This is a genomic window from Bacillus sp. PK3_68, assembly GCF_003600835.1.
In the GTDB taxonomy this organism is placed as follows: Bacteria; Bacillota; Bacilli; order Bacillales; family Domibacillaceae; genus Pseudobacillus.
In genome coordinates this window covers 2,992,969-3,015,254 of sequence record NZ_NQYC01000001.1, presented here as the reverse complement: position 1 = coordinate 3,015,254, position 22,286 = coordinate 2,992,969, and the positions used below count along the sequence as shown (strand labels likewise).

The following is a 22,286-nucleotide window of genomic DNA, read 5'->3' as shown; positions in this document are numbered from 1 at the left end:
ACCACCTGATTTTTCTTTATTCGGAAAGTCCTTATTTGCTCTTCCAGCCCAATCTAATTAAAAGCTTAAAAATAGATTAAATGTTATAATTATTCTGATAACTATTGATATAAATTGGCTTACTTGCAATTTTCATAAGCATATCCAGACAATGCTTATATAGATATGCTTGTGAGAGAATTCTCTTAAGCAGCGGTACGATCGCCCATTATTTATGCTATTTGGGAAAGGAGAAATAAATCTTACTATGGATATTAACCGGCTTAGATACTTTGTGGCAGTTGTGGAAGCTCAAGGAGTTTCTGCTGCTGCTCTAAAGTTAAATATTTCTCAGCCCTCTTTAAGCATTATGATTAAGAAGCTTGAGGAGGAGCTGGGTGTTTTGCTTTTTAAAAGAGAAAACAAAAGGCTGATACTCACTGATGTAGGAAATCTACTCTATAAAAGAGCCAAAAATGTTATTACCTCAGTCGACGATATGCTCGTTGAAGTAAATGAAGCTTCTAGAGGAATGCGCGGGGAAATCAAAGTAGGCTGTTCCACAGCGGCAAATTTGATTATTATCCCGAAAATAGTTGAAAATATGCAGAAGACTGCTCCTAATGTTACAGTCCATGTCATTGAAGGAAACACTAAATATATATCAGAGCAATTGCTGTCTAATCAGTTGGATGCAGCTATTGTTCGAACTACTTTTTCAGAAGAAATTTTTGAGACATATTCTATTATTACTGAACCTATAGTAGCTTGCCTTCACAGCGAACACCCTTTTGCTAGAAAAGACCGACTGCATTTAAAAGATTTTGCTGAAGAGAACTTTTTGCTAAACACTACTACTACCGGCTCTGGCTTGTCTGACTACATCATTAAGATGTGTAAACAAGTAGGATTTACCCCAAAAGTAAAGTATTGGGGAACCCAAGGGCTACCTATGGTAATTCTGGCCAGCAAAGGAGTTGGTGTAACCTTTTTACCGAATTCTTACAAATACCTTCCATTCAGCGGGGGATTACCTGTATTTAAAGATATTGAATCTCCCTCTTTAACATCCAGTTTAGAGCTTATTACTTTAAGAGGCAGATTTAGAAGTGCAACTACTGAGCATTTTCTTCAGCAAGTAGTTCAAATTTCTAAAGAACTTAATGCGAGCGTGAATCCAAACTATCTAATGAATAATTTCATATAACTATTCAGCTGGTAACAGCACTTGTCAAACTAGCATTCTCCATACGTAATAAATCAGAAGTTACTACAAGTAATGAACTCAACAAACGAGAAAGCCACCTCTCTTTATAAAAATTAATATATTTATCGTATATCGGATTTCAAATAAAGTGAAATATATATTTTTAATGACTTTGATAGATGATCATCTATATATGCTTCATTTAAGATCAAAAGAAATCCCCCGGTACAAGGACCGGGGGGTTCTTTTTTATTGTACAGCTACTTGAGCCAATACTTCTTTAAATGTATTGATTACTGTGTCTACTTCTTCATAGCTAATTGTCAATGGCGGCTCGATACGGATAGTTTTTGAGTTAACTAGTGTACCAGCTACAAGGATGCCATGGTCAAACATGCCTTTTGATACTTCATAGCCGATTTCATCTTTATGGAACTCGATACCGATCATTAAGCCTTGGCCGCGAATTTCTAACACTTTATCTCCATGCTCAGCAGCAGCTTCTTTCAAGCCTTTCAAGAAGTACTCGCCGACTTCAGCTGCTCTTTCTGGAAGATTTTCTTCGATTAGTACGCCAATTGTAGCGATCGCTGCCGCACAAGCAAGTGGGTTACCGCCGAATGTTGTTGTATGCATGAATGGGTTGTCGAATAAGTTTTTGAATACTTTTTCGTTTGCAACAACTGCTCCAGCTGGCATTACACCGCCGCCAAATGCTTTTGCAAGACAGATGATGTCAGGCGTTACTTCGTATAACTCAGCTGCGAACATTTTTCCTGTACGACCCATACCAGTTTGCACTTCATCAAAAATTAAGACAACATCATACTCGTCACACAATTCTCTTACTTGTTTCAAGTAACCGGCAGGAGGAATAATGATACCACCTTCACCTTGAATTGGTTCCAAGATTACTGCGCCTACATCTTCGCCAACAAGGGCACAAGATTCAAACGTCTTTCTCATCATGTCGATGTCACCGTATGGCACATGACGGAATCCAGGAATCAATGGAAGGAATGGCTTGCGGAATACCCCTTTAGCAGTACCGGAAAGCGATCCTAAGCTTTTTCCGTGGAAAGAGCGTGTTGTTGAAATGATCGTAGAGCGGTCGCTGTACATTTTTGCCAACTTCAATGCTGCTTCAACGCTTTCTGTTCCACTGTTTGTAAAGAAAGAATATTGCAAATCGCCAGGTGTAATGTCTGCTAAAATTTTAGCAAGCATCGCACGAAGCGGATCAAGTAAATCCTGGCTGTGAAGAGCTTGACGGTTTAATTGATCTGTTACAGCTTTAACAACTTTTGGATGGCGATGGCCAACGTTATAAATACCGAAGCCGCCAAGACAGTCAATGTACTTCTTGCCGTTGATATCAGTAAAACAAGAACCTTCGTCAGACCATTCAACTGCTGCGAATTGTCCACCTTCTGTTACTGTTTTACGATAAGCAAGGAAGCCTGGGTTGACGTGGTCACGGAAGTTATCAACTGTTTCTTTTGTTACCCATTGTGCTTCTTCTGCTGTTACCTCTTGTTTTTCGATCATATCAAGTACTTGTTTAATATAATCGTTCACTTGTGCCATTTGCTCGTTGTTTTTCAATTCTGTTTTTGTACTCATTTATATCTCCACTCCTGCAATTTTTGATTAGTTTTTAAACCAGCCTACTGGTTCTACTTCTAAGTTGATGTTGATTTGTTTAATTTCTTGGAATTCATCCAATCCGTATGTTCCTAAGCTGCGGCCGATACCACTTTGCTTATAACCGCCCCAAGGAGCTTCGTTGTAAGTTGGATGGTAGGAGTTGATCCATGTAATACCCGCACGCAATTTCTTGATCACGCGAAGTGCTTTCGCTCCATCAATAGTAAATACAGCACCTGCTAAACCATAATCCGTATCGTTGGCTAAGCGGATAGCTTCTGCTTCATCTTTGAATTTTTGAATCGCTACTACCGGCCCAAAAATTTCTTCTTGAACGATTCTCATGTCTTGTGTTGTATCAGCAAACGCCGTTGGAGCTACGAAGAAGCCTTTATCCAGTCCGTTCTCTGTTAAGCGCTCTCCGCCGAATAACAAGCGAGCTCCTTCTTCTTTACCGATTTCAATGTAGCTTAATACTTTTTCCATGTGCTGCTGGCTGACAAGCGGTCCCATTTCTGTTTCTGGGTCTGCTCCATTGCCCACTTGAATTTTTTTCGCGCGCTCTGTGAAACGCTCGATGAATTTATCATAGATGCTTTCTTCTACAAGAATTCTTGAACCGGATGAACATACTTGGCCTGATCCGGAATAAATACCGAACAATGCGTAATCTACTGCCACTTCGAAATCAGCATCAGCAAAAATGATATTTGGTGATTTTCCGCCAAGTTCCAAGGAAACTTTCTTCATCGTATCGGCAGCTGTTTTCATGATGTGTTTTCCTGTTTTTGTACCGCCAGTGAAAGACACCATGTCTACATCCTTATGAGAAGCAATTTCATTTCCAACAACAGGGCCCGCGCCGTGTACCATATTGATAACGCCTTTTGGCACGCCTACTTCTTCGATAATTTCCATTAATTTTGTCGGTGTAACCGGTGTTACTTCAGAAGGTTTATAAACAACTGTGTTTCCTGCTGCTAACGCCGGAGCGATTTTCCAAACACTCATAAGCATTGGGTAATTCCAAGGAACAATTAATCCGCATACGCCAACTGGCTCTCTCACAACCATCGCTTGCATTGGGTCCGCTACATGGTACGTTTCGCCGTCCGGTTGAGTGATCATACCGGCATAGTAACGGAAACAAGCTGCAGCATCTGCCATGTCACCTTCTGCTTCGCGAAGTGGCTTACCATTATTCATTGTTTCTAGTGCTGTCAGCTCTTCTGCTTTTTCGTCGATTTTGTCTGCAATTTTCAATAAGTATGCAGCGCGTTCAACAGTCGGAAGATCTGACCAGACACCGCTTTCAAATGCTTCCCTGGCAGCAGCAATAGCTGCTCTGGCGTCTGCGACAGTACCTTCAGCCGCATGAGCGATTACTTCACCAGTAGCTGGATTGAATACTTCACGTGTTTTATTGTCACTGGAGTTTGTCCATTCCCCATTAATGTACATTTTCAAATCAAGAGTTTTTACAGCCTGCGTTTCTAACATGCTTTTCATCCTCCTATTCTCCGTTTGCTTTATATAATGCAATTATCGTGCCAAGTTGAAATATTTAAAATATTTTTGAAAACTGCGTACTATCAAGCTTTTTATTCCATACAAAAATTAGGAGTTTTATCGCTCTTATGCAATTTAGCATAATGTATGAATTTATGAATAAATCGATGAAAATAAGCATTTTTAGACACATTTTTGCCACATATAAAAAAAGCTGTTCAAAAGCAGTGAGTCACTAGCTTTTGAACAGCTTGCAATTAATAAAGAGACGCTTCATTGTCAGATTTTCTGCTGCTCATGATCTTCTGATATTTACGGCTCACGGATGACTGACTTACTCCAAGCGCCTTAGCCGCCTTTGTCGTTGTTTTATATTGCTTCATGGCGAGTACAATCAGCTGCTCTTCCACATCTTCAAGCGCCTCCTGCAGCGGAACGACCCTTGTAATAATTGGCCGTGCCTTTTTAAAATCATAACCGAGCGACAAAAACTGGCTGACAAATTCAGCATCTATCGCCTGATCATCAGCAGAAACGACGAGCCGCTCAATAATGTTTTGCAGTTCACGCACATTTCCCGGCCACGAATAGAATTCAAGCACGTTGATGGCATCAGGTGTTAAATAAAAACTTTTATCATACTTTTCATTAAGCTGCTGGAGAAAATGAAAAGCAAGTACTGAAATATCCTCTGTTCTCTCTCTCAGAGGAGGAATATGAAGCGGGATAACATTCAGTCGGTAAAATAAGTCTTCCCGGAACGTTCCTTGTTCTACCATTTGTTCAAGCTTCTTGTTGGTGGCCGCAATAATTTGCACATCCACTTTCTCAGCGATGGTACTGCCGACTGGGATGACTTCCTGCTCCTGTAATACGCGCAGCAATTTGACCTGCAAATGAAGGGGCATTTCACCGATCTCATCGAGGAAAAGCACGCCTTGATCAGCCATTTTAAAGTATCCGTCCTTGCCTTCTTTGTCGGCGCCAGTAAAGGCTCCCTTTTTATAGCCAAACAGTTCGCTTTCAAGCAAGTTTTCCGGGATGGCCCCGCAGTTTAGCTTCAAGAATGGCTTTTCCGAGCGACGTCCAAGTTGATGAATCGCCTGGGCAATTACTTCTTTCCCGACCCCGGATTCTCCTGTTATTAATACAGTAGAAGAAAACTCGGCTATCTTCTTTACCTGGAGAATAATCTTTTCCATTTTCGGGCTGCGATACATTAGTTTTTTTAGCGTTCGATCTTGATTTTTAAACGTATCAAGCTCTTTCTTATATTTCTCAGAAATCTTTTTCATTTCTTTTAATTCATCTTTTAATCGAGAAGTTTCTGTAATATCCCGAGAAGCGATAATAATGCGATCAATCTCTCCCTTTTCATTAAAAACAGGATTGCCGACTGCCAGCACCTTTCTGCCGCTTCTTGCTTCCTGAACAATCGATACTTTTTTCTTTTTTTCCATGACTAGCCTCGTCACGGAAGGACTGAACATCCCTTTTTTCTCTAGTTCAAGAAGGCTTTTCCCAAGCATGTCTTGTAAATCTGTATCCCAAAATCCACTGATTACATTTTCACTGTAGCGGATGAGCTCACCTTTGCTGTTCACCACGAGCAGTTCATCATAAATAGTAGATAAAATAGCATTTAAATCCGTATTAAGATTTTTAATATCTTCAATTTCCATTGCCATATCTTCAATGGTAGGAATGTCCTGAACAACAATTAGCATTCCTTCAATTTTCTGATCCTGGGTTGAAATTGGACAATAGTCGAGAAGGACGCCCATTTCATCTGTCAGCTGCACCTGGTTTAAAATTGTTTTTCCGGTCGCAAACACACTTTCAATATGCTCTCGCTCAAATACAGACTCTGCAGGTTTATTCATCACCTTTTCAGCAGTCGACTTTATCATTTTTAACCCGGCATCGTTGCAGTTGATGATCTTCTTTTCTCTGTCTACTACAAACATTCCCATTGGAATAGAGGTAAGCAGCGTTTTAAATAAATTGACCCCCTGCTCCTCTTGTTTAAATAGCTCAGCCAGCAGTTCTTCCCGCTTTAAATAACCGATCGGCGACCCTTCTTCATCGTTGATGATCGTTAACGTCTCACCGATCACCTGAAAAATAACAGGCAATGAAATAATTTTGTTCACATGATAGATTTGTTCGATCGGAATGGACTGAGACAACAGCGTTTGGAAGGTCACTTCTCTTTTATGCGCCAGACGGTTACTCTTTAAATGAACGTAAGAAGTAAGCTTGCCATGTTCACTCATAAATACAAATGGTTCTTTGATTGCACTAATGTCTATGAAGCTGTTATCCGCTTGATCTTCCACCGGAATAGAAACAATCGGATTTAATTTGTTTTCATCAATCGTAAACATTTTCGATCCCCCTCTCAGCTGTCCCCTTTCTATTATTTTAGCAAACTTTTTACAGAATAATAGAAAAAGAAGATGGAAACACCATCTTCCTCTACTAGATTATTCATCAATCACAAGCACTTACTACTAATTCTTCCTTCACGTAAGCGAGTACCATGCCGGGAATGACTTTGTCCCCTTCTTGGACTTCGAGCGACTGAATTTCTCCGCTGACACCCACTTTAACTGGAAGCATTTCTCCTTTTTCGTTCTTAATTATAAATAGCGGCTCCCATTCATAGATTCTTACGTTTTCCTTCACAAGAACTTGCTGAACTACTCCGTTATACGGGCTGGTAATCAATTCTTCAAACAATGGTACTCATCTCCTTTTCCTTATATAAGTGGGACAACCGCTTTCAAAATTATTTTTACCCTCCCCGGGCCAAATCAGCTTTTATTCCGTCGTCGCTTTTCCCATTTGCTCTGCCTTTTGCCAATGATTTCCCGATCATTTTGCTTTGTATGCTTAGACGGAATCCCCTGATTTAACCACCTCATCCCTTATATTCTCTCTTTACGGCTGCCTGCTAATTAAAGCTTAATCCAGCCGCGCAATCCTGAAGCTTCAGCGATTTTGCGGATCCCTTCAACATAAGCAGCAGTTTTCATGTTAATGCCAAATTGTTCGGCAGTATTCTGAACGTTCAAGAAGCTCGCATGAATTTTCTCTTTCAATCTTTCTTCTACTAGCTCTTTTGTCCAATAGTAACCTTGGTTGTTCTGACACCATTCAAAATAAGAAACGATGACTCCGCCGGAATTGGCAAGAATATCAGGAACAACTAAAACGCCACGCTCATCAAGCATTTGAATCGCTTCTTTTGTTGTTGGTCCGTTAGCCGCTTCAACGATAAACTTACATTTCAGTCTGTCAGCGTTCTCTGTAGTGATGACTCCGCCAACTGCCGCCGGAATAAGCACGTCACATTCCTGCTCAATTAGCTCTTCATTTGTAATTATATTTTCAAACTGGCCAGTAACAATGCCAAAGGAATCACGGCGTCCAAGCAAGTCCGGAATATCAAGACCTTCAGGTTCATAAATCGCACCAAGAGCATCTGAAATTCCAACTACCTTCACTCCTAATTCATGCAGGTAGTACGCGAGGTAACCCCCAACGTTTCCAAACCCTTGTACGATTACTTTCATTCCTTCAAGCGGCATGTTCTTTAATTCACTGACCATTTGCAGTGTATATAGAACGCCTTTTGAAGTCGCTGTTTCGCGTCCTTCTGAGCCACCTAAAACAAGCGGCTTCCCAGTAATAAATCCTGGTGAATCGAATTCTCTAATATGATCATATTCATCGAGCATCCATGCCATAATCTGTGAATTTGTATACATATCAGGTGCTGGAATATCCTTTGTCGGTCCGACAAGCTGGCTCACCGCCCGTACATATCCACGGCTTAACCGCTCAAGCTCACCTGCGCTCATGCTACGTGGTTCGCAGATGATCCCGCCTTTAGCTCCCCCATAAGGAAGTCCGGTAATTCCGCATTTTAAGCTCATCCAGCCAGCCAATGCTTTTACTTCGTCTGCTGTCACGTCCGGATGAAAGCGGATGCCGCCTTTTGTCGGTCCGTTTGCATCATTATGCTGAGCACGATAGCCTTTGAAAATTTTTGTCTCGCCATTATCCATTTTTACAGGGATATTAACCTCCAAAAATCTCATCGGCTCTTTTAAAAATTCAAATACTTCCTCAGAGTAACCAAGAATTTCTACCGCTTCTTTTAGAATTAACTTAAATTCCTCTTGCGGATTATCTTTATGATGCTGTCCTGCTGTTGTCTTAGTCTCTGCTGTCTGTACATTCGTACCCAATTTATAACACCTCATTTTTATTTGTTGCTTATTATAGAAGCAATTTCCGTGCCAAAACTTCAAAAAATTTAAAATCTTGTTCCCCTTGAAGAGACGGGCTTCTAGAAGCTTCCTAATTTTCTTTTTACATTTCTGTTTTATGCTTATTTGCATAGCCTATTATTTTTCGCATAAAGAAACCTTTTAAACTAACAAAAAAAGCCGGGATCTGCTGGCAATAACATTTGCACCAGCGATTCCGGCTTCCTCTTCTAATTTACAATTCGTGTACTTCTTCCATATGCATTTGTGGAACAGGCGAACGGAACCAGTTTGTAATATACATTAAATACAGCATTCCAATAACTGACCAGATAACTCCAAGAATAAGAGAATGAATATTCAAGTTTATCCATAAGACTACTACAATGCTTGCACCGATAACTGGGAACACTAAATAGTTAATAAAGTCTTTCGGATTCTTATATCTTTTCTTTCTAATTACATAGTGAGCAATAACAGCCAAATTAACAAACGTAAAGGCGATGAGTGCCCCAAAGTTAATTAAAGAGGTGGCTGTCTCTAAATCAAGAAAAATAGCGATTAATGAAATAAAACCTACCAACACAACATTCAATGCAGGTGTCCGCCATTTTGGGTGGATGTATCCAAAAAACTTTGAAGGAATAACGTTATCCCGCCCCATTACATACAATAACCGCGACACACTCGTATGAGAAGCCAAGCCCGATGCGAGCGTTCCTGTCAGCGTCCCTGCTAGGAAAAATGCCTGAAATAGCTTGCCTCCTACGTATAAAGCAATTTCAGGTGAAGCAGCTTCCGGATCAGAGAAACGAGAAACATCAGGGAAAAACATTTGCGTGAAGTAAGAAACGGTAATAAAAAGCACGCCGCCTACAAGTGCAGTTAAAAAGATAGCTTTCGGGATTGTTTTTACAGCATCAGGTGTTTCCTCTGATAATGTGGTAACCGCATCAAACCCAAGAAAAGAAAAACATAGAACTGTGGCTCCTGCTATAAGCGGACCAACTGACATGCCCTCTTCAGCAAATGGAATAAACGAAAAGACAGTTCCTGCTCCTTCTCCATTTCCAAGCCCTTTGATAACCAGTATGACAAAAATAGCAATGACTAAGAATTGAAATAACACGAGAAAATTATTAAAATTAGCTGCCAGGTTTACACTAAATAAGTTCGCAGCCGTTACGACCACTACAAATCCAACTACCCACACCCAGCCAGGAACTTGCGGAAATAGCGCTGACAGGTAAATCTTTGTTAAAAGCGCATTCACCATCGGCAAAAACAAGTAATCAAGCAAAGCAGCCCAACCGACAAAAAAGCCGAGCTTTTTACTAATTGTTTTTTGTGTATACGTATAAGCTGAACCGGCTACCGGGTAAACTCTAACCATTTTTCCGTAGCTGGCAGCTGTAAATAGCATTCCAACTAGAGCAATCACGTAGGAAGCCGGCACATGTCCGCCCGTTTCCTCTGATACAATTCCAAATGTATCAAACGCTACCATAGGCGTCATATAACCGACACCTAACATAACTATTGCCCATAGACCTAATGATCTCTTTAATTGAACCTTTTCCTGCATATATCATTCCTCCTGTTGTAACCGCTTAAAATGTTAATTATTAAAATATTTATACAATTTTCATGCCAAAAGTACAAAAAACAACAAAAAATATTATATTTTTTTGAAAACTAAAAGAAAGCGGATAACAGAGGTGTTAACAGTTCATTTAATACAAATCATCAATGTAAATAAATGTATTATTATGAAATAACAGTAAAATAAAAACTCGTTTTATTTCTCAAATTACAATCACCCTATTCAAAAATGCATAAATCATTCCGTTTTACATACCAATACTTTTTCTAAATAATAAAAAGAGAAGGCAGCCTAATAGCCGCCTCCTCTTTCTCTTCAATAAGAGTTAATTAAATTTCTGCAAATCTACCACGTTGACGAAGAAGTTCGCGATTTAATTCCGGATTTACTTCGAATGCTGCACGGCCATGTAGCCAGAACAAGTTATTCAGCATAACAAGGTCACCAACTGGAAGTTTTAGCTCAATAACACTTTCATCACTTTCCATGGAATCAGAAAGCTCTTTTAAATACTTCGCTTCATCAATTGTTTCTGGATAAGCAAATTGGTCGATAAAGCAAATGCAAGGCTTGTTGTTATCATTGAAGAACGTAGCGCGCTGTACTTCCTGGCTGACGTTTTTGCTGCTTGGCGCTTTGTATGTGAATTTATAAGTAGCAAGTGGATGAGTTGAGAATTTCTCAAGCTCTTTCCAGTCGTCAAGGTGCAGTAAACGAGACTCGCCTCCTACTGCATTTTCTTCCTTCATTTTCATCATTAACAACCAGTCAGTTGGCTCATCAACGAATGTTCCATCCGTATGCAATGTGAACAGACGGTAGGCTTGACGAAGGTAAGAATCACTGTTGTCTGTATGAGCTACAGTAAATCTGGCATAATATTTACCTGTCATGGAGTCGAAATTCGGTGTTCCAACAATATGAGTCATCGCTGTAGAGAAAATTACATAATCATCTGTATCAAGCGTTTCTCCTTGCAGACCAATTGTGAAACCACCTGTTTCGCGGTCATGAACAATCCCTCTCAAAATGTCTTGAAACTCTTTTCCTGTCAATTGAAGCAAGTAATCAGCAACGATAAGTCGTGCGTAAGGAGTATACTCCAAATGCTGAACAGACACTTCCTCTTCTTTTACTTTTGCCAAAAATTCTCTGATCACTTTAGGTTCAAGCTCAATGTGGTATAAACGATCGCTTTGCGGATGAGATTTCACCTCATAAGCTGCTGTTTTCTGAATGAATTTCTTGCCTTGTTTTTCTAAAGTACTCATTAATAATTCCTCCTATTTGTCGAAAAATAATGTTTTTGTCTGGGTAGGAAATAAAAAAAGCCAGTTTACACCCTTTGCGTCCAAGGATAGTAAACTGGCTAATAATTACTTCATTGCTCCATGGAATTGGAGTCACAGTAAATATTTCAGTTTGGTATTTTATTTTCCACTCAAACATCGTTCTATAGTAATATTCGCGTTTTTTTGAAAAGGCTATTTTCAAAAGGCAAATATTTAATTCTAGTTAACATCATTGTATGTGACCGACACATAATTGTCAATATATTTAATTATTTATTTCGAATTTTTCGCTATTTGCTGATAATGAAGGTGTAAATCATTCAAGGCAGCAGCGAGTGCATTAGCAGCTTTGCCTTTATAATATTGCTGAAGCTGCTTTAGCGGCTCCTCGATCCCGTCTTTCAGACTGACTCCCTTCAACAGTTGCCCGATAAATTCCCTGCCATGTTCCGTTGCCAGCGTACAGGAAGCTTCAATGATCACTCCATACTTGGTGTCAACTTCTGCGGTGATTGTTAATGTATCAAACACACTCTTCGCTGCCATCCCTTGTGGCAGACGTGCGTGCCCTGCAATAAACATTACTTTTGAGTTAATCATAAAAAATTCCCCTTTCCGCTTACGAACTAATTGCGCTTGTTAAATGATGTTGTTCAGTAATCTGGCTGACAATCTCTTTGCCAATTTCAATCGAAGCTGTGGCAGCCGGTGATGGCGCATTGCAAACATGGATGCTATTTTCTCCGTTAATCATATGGAAATCGTCGACAAAGCCGCCGTCCGTTTTAACCGCTTGGGCTCGAACACCTGCTGGTCCTGGTACTAAGTCCTCTGCTTGAATTTCTGGAATGAGCTCTTGAAGGCTCGCTACAAATTTTGCCTTGCTGACAGAGCGCGCCATTTCTTCCAGCCCTTCACCCATGAACTTGCTTGCCAGCTTCCAGAAGCCCGGATAACCCATGACTTCAGCAAAGTCTTTTAAATTAAAGTCGGATAATTTATATCCTTCGCGTTTAAAACTAAGAACAGCATTCGGACCTGCATCTACCTCTCCGCCAATCATCCGTGTAAAGTGAACACCAAGGAAAGGGAATTTTGGATTGGGTACAGGGTAAATTAAATTTTTTACCAAGTGTCTTTTTTCAGGGATCAGCTTATAGTACTCTCCACGGAATGGAATAATTTTTACATCCGTTTTGTAACCAGCAAGCTTCGTCACCCGATCGCTGTGAAGACCAGCACAGTTAATTAAAAATCTCGCTCTGAATGTGCCTTTATTCGTTTCGATCGTAATGCCATCATTGGATTCACCAATGTTTTCAACCTTCGTATTTAAACGGATGTCGGCACCTTGTTCGCGAACAATCTCCGCAAATTTTTCTGTTACTTGCTTATAGTTCACAATACCAGCCGCCGCTACTTTAATGGCAGCCTTTCCGTTTACATGAGGCTCGATTTCTTTCAGCTCTTCTTTGCTAATCTTTTTTACATCCAGTTGATTTTGCAGGCCACGTTCATACAGATTATCCAAAAGAGGCAGCTCTTCGTCCTTCGTTGCCACGATTACTTTTCCGCAAATGTCATGTTCGATATCATACTTCTTACAAAATTCAGTCATGGATTTGCTTCCTTGACGAGCAAAGCGCGCCTTGTAGCTTCCCGGTTTATAATAAATGCCCGAGTGGATTACTCCGCTGTTATGGCCCGTTTGGTGGGCTGCCAGCTCGGCTTCTTTTTCAACTAAAAGCACCTTTGCATTTGGATACCGTTCATATAGCGCTTTTGCGGTAGACAATCCAACGATCCCACCGCCAACAATAGCGAAGTCGTACATGTTATCTTCTCCTTCATCGTTTCTCTATTTTATAGATTTTATTGTTTGGATAGATGTTCATCAGCCGACTCTAAGTCAGCCATATAAGAAATTAAATTATTTTTTGTTCGCAAAAGGTGATACTCTACTGCAGCTCGCAGCTCGGCAGGATCATTTCTGACAGCTGCTTCATAGATAAACCGGTGCTCTTTCTGCGTTTCCGAGTAATAATCTGCCAGCAGACTCGGAGCAATCGGAGAAATCCCCAAATTCTCTACAGCCTTTGTTAGCCTTGGCCAAGGGCAGCCCTTTTGCAGCAACTTATGGAAGCTTTCATTTAAAGCAATATAGGTATCATTTGTTTCATCTGACAATTGCAGCGCTTCCATTTTTTCTACTATTTCTTTTAACTCCTGTTTATCTTCCTCCGTTAAAAAAGGAAGAGATTTCTCAACAGCAAGCCCTTCTAAATAAGATCTTAAATGATAAATTTCTTCAATATCTTCTTTTGTAATCGGAGTGACGATTGCCCCTTTATGTGGAACAAGCTTTACCAGACCTTCGGTTTGAAGCTGGGCTAGCGCTTCTCGGATCGGCATCCGGCTAACATTCAAAGTATTTGCCCAGTCTTCCTGGATCAGCCTCTCTCCCTTCTCGAATGTTCCATTTAAAATCGCCTGTCTTAAGTTTTTAGTTACATAACTGACGACAGTCGTTTTGTCCTTCGAGGGCTGAAAACTCATAGATAGACCCCCTGATAAGAAAGATTAACCTCATCCGTATTGGATATTGGATACAAAAAATTTATCATAAAAAATATAGAATTGCAAGAATATTTTTATAAACGCTATTAAAACAACATTAAAAGGACACAAATAATAGTCACCCCTTAAACAGGAGTGACTACTTCAAATCATATTGGATACAATTATTTAGACTCACTTTTTAAAACAGCTAGTTTCTTTTGTGCATTTCTTTCTTGGACAGCAGCTAACATTGGACAGTTTTTACATTTTCCACAACCAGTTTTTTTACACATGTTTCTTTTCCTCCTCGTATTTTTATGATGGAAAGTGAAACGAAAAAAGCCAGCAATATCCCCATAGCAGAAGATATCACTGGCTTAATCTGCGCCCTTGTCTCCTTTTCTTGAGACTAGAACAGATTTGACAGTTTCTACGTATATTACAGCAGAATGGCCATTTCACTTGATCATAAAGAGGAAGTCTTTATAGAAGTGACTTTCCATGCCCGCTTACTATTCATTCAATACCCTTATCTTACAGGTGATTAACTTTTCTGTCAATTAATTTTTTATTCGCCGGAAGAAGCAGCAGCGGCCGCCCCAGCTGACATAACAGCAATCATCGCTGCTTGCTGGGCCTGCAGTACTGCTTCAATGGAAACTGCGAAACTTGTAAAGGCCGCTTGATCCTCGGAGATTTTTTCCCGCACGACGATTTGGCCGGCAATCAGAAGCCCCATGTCTCTGTACCATTTAAAGAGCTTTTCCTGATTAAGCGTCTCCGCTAATATCAATACTTCTTCTATCAATTCCTGAGGAGAAGCTGTCAAAGCCAGCAGGCCGATCAATGGGTAATGAAGACCTTTCACTTTTAATCCGCGGCTACGAAATTCTTCAAACCAGCGAAATGTTCTTTCAACAAGCGATTCCCAGTCATTGCTGTTGCTTTGTGCAAGAATGTGGGACAGCAGCTGCAAATCATTTCCCTTCCAGAACGGTCCTTCGCTTAATTTGGAATAGTAAAATTCAATCTTATCTATCAATTCACCCTGATCTTGCCGGGCCAGGAGAATAGAGAGCGGATAATCATCCTGAGAAGTTAAGAAATAATGGTTCTTTCTCATTTTTTTATGAATTTGTTTTGCCTGTACGGCAGTCCGTGTTCTTTCCTCTGTATCTTCTGTAATAGAAACTAACGTAATGGCTGCAATGTATGTAAATGCTGTTTTCCGAAAGCCATGATCCACGAGCAACTGATAGCTGTGCTGCATCTTTTCAAACCCACTATATGGGTCATCAAAACCGGTCGATAATAAAGCAGTCATTGAATAGTTAAAAGAACCTTTCAATCCGGACAACCATCCTGAGTTTGCTTTAATATGATCAGAAAGCTGCAAAAACTCCTTCGCTGAAAATGTCCGTCCGGCGGCTGCATATTGGGCAACAATGGACAGTAGCTGGCGTTTATCGACTCCCCAACTAACTGCCTTCACCAGCTGCTCATAATCCGCAGCAAACCGGCTCGCTATTTGTTTCGCTTTTTCTTTATCCATAATCCCCCTCCGTTCTGTTTATTTTCTTTACGAAAAAAAGAGCAAAAAGTTTCAATAAGCTTCCTGCTCAACCTGTTGCTCCCTCCTCTAATAAACTAATACTTTTTATCCATTTGAAGAGACGCAGAGGCCAAGATCTCTTCAAAAGCTTTAGCTAATTCCTCGCCAGGCATAGTGCGTTGACCGCCACCTTGAATAAAGTGAGGCTGGCCGCCGCCTTTCCCCTCAATAAGCGGGAAAATGAAAGAAGCCGCTTTTTTTAAATCAATATTCGTCGTTTCATTCCCACTAGCCGCGGTAAGCTGGAGCTTGTTTTCATTTTCTGCTACAAAGGCTGCGACAACTCCCGCATCCTTTTCAATTGCTAGCCGCGCCATTTTTTGAAGCTCCTGTATTGTGCGGTTCCGAAATACTTGAACGAGCAGCTTATATCCTTCCTTATGTATTGCTTTTTGCAGCAACACCTTTACTTCATGCTCAAGCAGTTGATCCTTCGCTTCGTCAAGTGCGGCTTGTAATGCCTTTTTCTCTTCAAGCAACTGACGGGCTGCCCCAGTCATCTTGTCCTGAGGGCTGTTCAACAGACGGGAAAGCTCTCGGATCACTGCTTGCTTTTCTCCAAGCTGCTTTAGCACCCGCCCGCCGCAAACAAATTCCAAACGAACGTGCTTGCGCTGCCTTTCCCATTTTAACAGCTTAATCGCCACCACCTCACCTGTGCTGTGTGGATGTGTTCCCCCGCAGCCATTATAATCAAAGTCCGGAATGATAACGAGTCGAATATTCCCCGTTACAGCTAATTCCTTTCTTAACGGATAGCGAGAAGCCTCCCCAAAGGTTATCCACTTCGTTTCAATTGCACGGTTTTCTAAAATAATTTCATTAGCTTTCTTTTCCGCCTTCTTAAGCACTTCCTCTGTCAAAGAGTCCGTATCTAAATCTATCGTTACTGTTTTTTCCCCCAGATGAAAACTTGTTGTTCGAATTCCAAATAATTCCTCAAACGCAGCCGATAAAATATGCTGGCCCGCATGCTGCTGCATATGATCGTAACGGCGTTCCCAATTGATTTCTCCATTTACCTTCTCGTGCGACATCCCAAGCTCCTCTTCAAGATAATGGCGAATGACTCCGTTAACAGATTGAACGTCCGTTACCCTTATGCCATTTATCTTTCCTGTATCGCACGGCTGGCCGCCACCCTCCGGATAAAAAGCTGTGCTGTCCAGAACAGCAAATCTTCGGCCTGCTTCATCTACGCCCTCCTCTAGAACATTTGCAGTAAAAGACTGAATATACGCATCTTCATAAAATAGTTTTTCTGTCATTTTCCCACCTCATTGTCACGCTTTTCTGCTTCTACTATAGCAAAAGAGAGACAAAAAAAGCCATTTGCTAGTCAAACTAGCAAATGGCTTTTCTATCAATTGAAGCAATGGTGTTAACGTTTTAGTTAACGCCTTTCATCATCGTATGAATTTTCTTGGATATGAGATAAAGAATCAATCCAAGAACGATAGAAGCAGCACCGATGGCACCAAAATAGATAATTTCTGTTTCTGGTTTATATAAACGAACGATTTGTGCATTGATTGCTTGGGCAGATGCACTTGTTAAGAACCATAAACTCATTGTTTGGGCTGAGAAAGCAGCTGGCGCCAGTTTAGTTGTTGCCGAAAGCCCAACAGGCGATAAGCAAAGCTCGCCAATAACAACAAGGAAGAAACTAAGTACAAGCCACATTGGATGAACTAGTGTTTCTGTTCCATTTACATAGGCCGGTATGATCATTACAAGGAATGATAACCCAGCAAACAGCAGACCAAGCGAGAATTTCTTTGGTGTAGACGGCTGGCGTTTGCCTAGCTTGACCCACAGCCAAGCAAAAACAGGTGCAAATGCAACGATAAATAATGGGTTTAATGTTTGGAACCAAGAAGATTGTAAATGCATTCCTGCAAAGTCCAACTGCGTCCGTTCATCGGCATATCTTGCCAGGATAATAGATCCTTGTTCCTGGATCGCCCAAAACATAGTAGCCGCTATGAATAAAGGAATGTAAGCAAGAAGACGAGAACGCTCTATTTCTGATGTTTTCGGACTGCGGTACATCATAATGAAATAAGCAGCCGGAATAATAATTCCTAAAATACTAACAAGCAAAATAAAACGGTCAATAGTTAATAAGCCAGTTGTCATTCCAATTGCACCTAAAATAACGATCACTAAGGTGCCAATACCGATTTGAATAAAGACTTTCTTTTTTTCTTCTCCCGTCAGCGGGTTAGGTACATAAGTACCGGCCAAACCAAGTCTGGTCTTTTTTGTTACAGCGAATACAACCAAGCCTAAGAACATTCCGATAGCTGCAAGGCTAAAGCCCAAATGAAAATTATACTCCTGACCAACTGTACCAACGATTAATGGAGCGATCAGCGCTCCAGCGTTAATTCCCATGTAGAAAATGCTAAAACCAGAATCACGGCGCGCACCTTCATCAGCATAAATATCTCCGACAATGCTTGATACATTAGGTTTCAAAAGGCCCGTACCAATAACAATCAATCCCATAGAAATGAATAAAGCGGTTACACCACCCGGGAAAGCAAGGGCAATGTGTCCAAGCATGATAAGCACACCGCCATAAAAGACGGTTTTCGATGTACCGAGCAGGCGGTCAGCAAGCCATCCTCCGATAATTCCAGACATATAAACGAGTGAGCCATAAACTGCCATAACAGCGGCCGCCGTGCCTTGATCAAGACCTAACCCGCCTTTAGAAACTTCGTAATACATATAATAAAGCAGAATCGCTTTCATTCCATAATATGAAAAACGCTCCCAAAACTCCGTAAAGAACAAAGTGGATAAACCTTTAGGATGACCAAAAAAGCCAGTCTGAGGTACACTTTCGGCAATCTTCTTCTTTTGATTGCTATCCAATTTAAGATCTCCTTCCTTCTCATGCCCAGTTTATATTTGCAGTATTATCAAAAAATTTAATAGGCATAAATTATTTCGAAAAAGTGAAACTACTTAATCATATTGCGTTTAACTTAAGTTGTCAATCCAATTTTATTATTTCTAAATAATTTTAATCTTCTATCTAATTTTTCTTTTCAAAAAAAGCATGACACAAGCCTCAGCTCGGTCATGCTTCTGTCTTTATTATTTTGTCATACCCTGAAAAATATCCGTTAAAACTGGAATAATTTGTTTTTTTCGTGATACCACACCTTCAAGGATGATCGTTCTGTCATCAGAAATCGGTGTGTTGTATGCTTTTTCCACAACTGCTGCCTCTTTACCCGCTACAATTGCGACGGAGTTGCTGTTTAAAATATCTGTGATCACGAATAAAAATAAATCGAGGCCTTTTTCTGCAATTGTGCGCTCTAAAGCCGCTTCGATGTCTTCTTTGCGTGCCAATACATCCAATACATCAATAGCATTTACCTGTGCAACTTCTACTTGATAGTCTCCCATCGCAAATACTTTGGAATCAAGTGAGACCAACTCTTCTGTTGACTTGCTTCTTAAATCAGCACCTGCCTTTAACATAGCAAGCCCATACTCCTCAGCATCAACACCTGCAATGCTTGCCAGTTCTTGAGCAGCTTTTACATCTTCCTCTGTGCATGTCGGAGATTTGAATAAAAGCGAGTCGGAAATAATCGCAGATAGCATCAAGCCCGCGATGTCTTTTTGAACAGCGACGCCGTTTTCTTTATACATTTTATTTAAAATAGTAGCTGTACAGCCTACTGGTTCAGCGCGATAGTACAACGGGTCACTCGTTTCGAAATTCGCGATTCGATGATGGTCGATTACTTCGAGTATACGCACATCATTAATATCGTCTACACTTTGCTGTCGCTCATTATGGTCTACTAAAATAACGTGCGCTGCTTCTGGAGCTGCTTTGTCAATTAGTCTTGGAAGCTCGGCATTAAATTGATTTAATGCATATTCTGTTTCGCCATTCAGTTCACCAAGACGAACAGGCTCTGCCTCTACTCCTAATTCTTTTTTCAAAGCCGCATACGCAATCGCAGAACAAATAGAATCTGTGTCCGGATTTTTGTGTCCGAAAATAAGCACTTTACTCATTATTTAACTCCTCACTTATATAAATAATAGGGAGCAGCACCTTTAGGTCCTGCTTTCACTTCACGCTCCTATTTTAACGCAAATCAACTGAAATTTCTCGTTAACTTTCTAAATTTAATTAAATTGATTGGCTTACTGAGTTTATTCTTTATTGTCTTCCTCTTCGTTGCAAGCAAAAAAGCTGTCCAAGACAGCTTTTTCTGTTTTACTTTCTCATGTTTTCTTGGTCTTTTAAACGATTTTGCTGATCGGGATAGCGTGCTTGATTTCTAAATTCATTTTCCTGCTGCTGTTCTTCCTGCTTCTTTCTTTCTTTTTCGTTGAGATGGTTATGGTCATTATTGGCCATCGATTTCCCTCCTCTCATGTATATAAAACTCTTTTCCCTCATTATTTTTAATAAAACTCTTTTTGTATTCGACAAAGTTCTTGCTATTTTTGGATAAGCTTCAACTACAATAAAGGAAACTGTAAAAAAGAGGGTGGGATGATGGCTCAAATAGAACGAAGTGAAACAGCAACAAAACGGCCATTATGGGGATTGTACTTTTCCCTGCCGATTTTATCATGGGCACTTTATGATTTTGCCAATACGATTTTTTCTTCCAATATCATTACGATCTTCTTTCCTTTTTACCTTCAGGAAACCATCGGCGGCAACGATCAGCTTAACCAGATAGCCAGCACTTTTATTTCTTATGCGAACGCAGCGGCCAGCTTGCTGCTCGTGTTATTTTCTCCGCTTTTTGGTGTCCTCATTGACCGGACAGGAAAGAAAAAACGTTATATTATCCCGTTCACACTCATTTGCGTAGCCTGCACGATAGGTATGGGGCTTGCGGCTTCCACTCATTCACAACAGGAATTATTCGGCCTGCCGGCGGCCCTCATTTTTGTTGTTCTTTTGTTTGTAGCAGCAAAGTTTTTTTATCACTCCAGCTTGATCTTTTATGACACAATGCTGGCCGACTTGGGAACGAAAGAAGAGATCCCACTGTTATCGGGCTTCGGAGTAGCTGTTGGCTATATCGGCACCCTGGCCGGACTTGCTATTTATCCATTCATTGGTGATGGCCATTTTCACCGAGCGTTTATTCCAACAGCGATTTTATTTCTTCTCTTTTCCCTGCCGCTTATGCTCGCCGGACGGGAAACAAGACTGCCGACTTCCACAGAAAAAAAGTCATTTATTAGCGGCTATCAGGAAGTAATGTCTACATTTAAAGAAATGAAAGCTCACCGAATCATCTTTCTATTTATGATTGTCTATTTTTTCTTGAATGATGCCATCGCTACAGCGATTGCCATGATGGCTGTTTATGCCAAAGCGATTGTTGGCTTTTCTTCAGGTCAATTCATTCTGCTCTATCTCGTTTCCACCATTGCGAGCATTATTGGTTCTTTTCTATTTGGCTATATTACGAAAGCCCTTGGAGCAAAAAAAGCCGTAAACGTCGTTGGGATAATTTTGCTCGCCGCTTTGTTCATTGGCACATTTGCTGTCAATGAAGCGATGTTCTGGGCTGCTGGCAGTCTGTTTGGCGTATCTCTCGGAGCCGTTTGGGTAACATCAAGAACATTCATTATTGAACACACCCCAGAAGAAAAAAGAGGACAATTTTTTGGCTTGTTTGCTTTTTCCGGCAAGATTTCCGCTATGGTCGGTCCATTTCTATACGGCACAATTACACTTGTCCTTGCCGACTACGGAAATATAGCCAGTCGTACAGCTCTAGGCTCTTTAATGGTTCTTGTTCTCATCGGCCTTGTCGTTCACCGTCGCATTCGTATATAAAAGGGAGTCATTGCCAAGGTTTTTCAGGTATCCTCCGAGCTTGTCCATATCTTCATGTATAAGCTCTAGCAGACGACGGTTGTAGAAGATGGAAGCTGGATGGAATGTTGGAAAAATAACATATTCCTTTTCTGTCCATTCATATTCATTGCTTTCCACGTTCTTCAGCCGTCTGACAGGCTGCTTAATGAACCGGCCGTGCGCTTCGGTTACTTTTACATCAGGTCCGCATAACCGTTTCAAACCGATGTTGCCGAGAGCCACAATGACAGGCGACTTGACATGTTCAATTTCATAATCAAGCAAAGGCGCATGAGCTAAAATCTCTGCGGAGGTTGGCGCACGATTATACTTTCTCCTAACTATTTCACCTGTTCGTGTTCGCTTCTCCCCCACTTGTATGGACGGCTTCTAACTGCACTAGTTATGTACACTTCTTCTCTGGAGACTCCCGCCCTCTCCAAGAACTTCATTAATTCCTTGCCGGCCCTGCCGCTGAAAGGAATGCCGTTATGGATTTCTGTCTCTCCCGGCGCCTCTCCGACAAGCATTAGCTTCGGTTTTTCAGGGCCCTTGCCGTAAACGAATCCTTCAACAGGATAAGGGTAAATTCTCTTTTTCCCGAGCTCCGCAAGCCACTCCGGTATTTGCATGATGCATTTCTCCTTTCCAGCTTATACTTATCATTAGACCCTCAACCAGCAGCGAGTGGCTGAGCACCTGCTAAGCGATCATGCATCCTCTTCCTTTTATGAT

17 protein-coding genes and 1 pseudogene are annotated in these 22,286 nt (G+C 40.9%); 2 read left to right on the top strand and 16 right to left on the bottom strand.

Annotated elements, in window-relative coordinates:
- Positions 1-247 precede the first annotated feature (247 nt).
- On the top strand, positions 248-1,186 hold the full coding sequence (locus CJ483_RS15300) for a LysR family transcriptional regulator (RefSeq protein ID WP_182917072.1): 939 nt from the start codon (positions 248-250) through the stop codon (positions 1,184-1,186).
- Between the two features lie 249 nt (positions 1,187-1,435).
- Here the strand turns inward: CJ483_RS15300 and CJ483_RS15295 are convergent, their stop codons facing one another.
- The 15 genes from CJ483_RS15295 to CJ483_RS24570 all read right to left on the bottom strand — a co-directional run bounded on the left by CJ483_RS15295 (position 1,436) and on the right by CJ483_RS24570 (position 20,084).
- Entirely contained in the window at positions 1,436-2,809 is a 1,374-nt protein-coding gene (locus tag CJ483_RS15295; RefSeq protein WP_120036024.1) for a putrescine aminotransferase, read from the bottom strand.
- 27 nt (positions 2,810-2,836) lie between these two features.
- On the bottom strand, positions 2,837-4,333 hold the full coding sequence (locus tag CJ483_RS15290) for an aldehyde dehydrogenase family protein (protein WP_259455675.1): 1,497 nt from the start codon (positions 4,331-4,333) through the stop codon (positions 2,837-2,839).
- A gap of 266 nt (positions 4,334-4,599) precedes the next feature.
- Entirely contained in the window at positions 4,600-6,729 is a 2,130-nt protein-coding gene (locus CJ483_RS15285) for a sigma 54-interacting transcriptional regulator (protein WP_120036023.1), read from the bottom strand.
- A 106-nt stretch (positions 6,730-6,835) separates the two neighbouring features.
- Positions 6,836-7,084: a biotin/lipoyl-containing protein gene (locus CJ483_RS15280; RefSeq protein ID WP_120036022.1), complete on the bottom strand. Its 249-nt coding sequence runs from the start codon at positions 7,082-7,084 to the stop codon at positions 6,836-6,838.
- Between the two features lie 218 nt (positions 7,085-7,302).
- Positions 7,303-8,598, bottom strand: a complete 1,296-nt coding sequence (locus tag CJ483_RS15275) for a Glu/Leu/Phe/Val family dehydrogenase (RefSeq protein ID WP_406909140.1) — start codon at positions 8,596-8,598, stop codon at positions 7,303-7,305.
- Positions 8,599-8,854: 256 nt separating this feature from the next.
- Positions 8,855-10,204, bottom strand: coding sequence for an APC family permease (locus tag CJ483_RS15270; protein ID WP_120036021.1), 1,350 nt, complete (start codon positions 10,202-10,204; stop codon positions 8,855-8,857).
- Positions 10,205-10,551: 347 nt separating this feature from the next.
- Entirely contained in the window at positions 10,552-11,493 is a 942-nt protein-coding gene (gene glaH, locus CJ483_RS15265) for a glutarate dioxygenase GlaH (RefSeq protein WP_120036020.1), read from the bottom strand.
- Positions 11,494-11,787: 294 nt separating this feature from the next.
- Positions 11,788-12,114 (bottom strand): DUF3870 domain-containing protein, encoded by a 327-nt coding sequence (locus tag CJ483_RS15260; protein ID WP_182917071.1) that lies wholly within the window; start codon positions 12,112-12,114, stop codon positions 11,788-11,790.
- Between the two features lie 19 nt (positions 12,115-12,133).
- A complete protein-coding gene (gene lhgO / locus CJ483_RS15255; RefSeq protein ID WP_120036019.1) occupies positions 12,134-13,348 on the bottom strand; it encodes an L-2-hydroxyglutarate oxidase in 1,215 nt (404 codons plus the stop codon).
- 38 nt (positions 13,349-13,386) lie between these two features.
- On the bottom strand, positions 13,387-14,070 hold the full coding sequence (locus CJ483_RS15250; protein WP_120036018.1) for a GntR family transcriptional regulator: 684 nt from the start codon (positions 14,068-14,070) through the stop codon (positions 13,387-13,389).
- Between the two features lie 571 nt (positions 14,071-14,641).
- Positions 14,642-15,625, bottom strand: a complete 984-nt coding sequence (locus tag CJ483_RS15245) for a DUF4003 family protein (protein ID WP_120036017.1) — start codon at positions 15,623-15,625, stop codon at positions 14,642-14,644.
- Positions 15,626-15,720: 95 nt separating this feature from the next.
- Positions 15,721-16,953 (bottom strand): alanyl-tRNA editing protein, encoded by a 1,233-nt coding sequence (locus CJ483_RS15240; protein ID WP_120036016.1) that lies wholly within the window; start codon positions 16,951-16,953, stop codon positions 15,721-15,723.
- A gap of 121 nt (positions 16,954-17,074) precedes the next feature.
- On the bottom strand, positions 17,075-18,568 hold the full coding sequence (locus CJ483_RS15235) for a peptide MFS transporter (protein ID WP_120036015.1): 1,494 nt from the start codon (positions 18,566-18,568) through the stop codon (positions 17,075-17,077).
- A 225-nt stretch (positions 18,569-18,793) separates the two neighbouring features.
- Positions 18,794-19,735 carry a manganese-dependent inorganic pyrophosphatase gene (locus CJ483_RS15230; RefSeq protein WP_120036014.1) on the bottom strand — a complete coding sequence of 314 codons (942 nt, stop codon included), beginning with the start codon at positions 19,733-19,735 and terminating at the stop codon, positions 18,794-18,796.
- 205 nt (positions 19,736-19,940) lie between these two features.
- Positions 19,941-20,084: a hypothetical protein gene (locus CJ483_RS24570; RefSeq protein ID WP_182917070.1), complete on the bottom strand. Its 144-nt coding sequence runs from the start codon at positions 20,082-20,084 to the stop codon at positions 19,941-19,943.
- Between the two features lie 138 nt (positions 20,085-20,222).
- Between CJ483_RS24570 and CJ483_RS15225 the strand changes: the two genes are divergently transcribed.
- On the top strand, positions 20,223-21,530 hold the full coding sequence (locus tag CJ483_RS15225) for an MFS transporter (protein ID WP_406909143.1): 1,308 nt from the start codon (positions 20,223-20,225) through the stop codon (positions 21,528-21,530).
- Here the strand turns inward: CJ483_RS15225 and CJ483_RS15220 are convergent.
- Positions 21,477-22,183, bottom strand: a pseudogene (locus CJ483_RS15220) (uracil-DNA glycosylase). The gene CJ483_RS15225 and the pseudogene CJ483_RS15220 overlap by 54 nt on opposite strands.
- Positions 22,184-22,286: the final 103 nt, after the last annotated feature.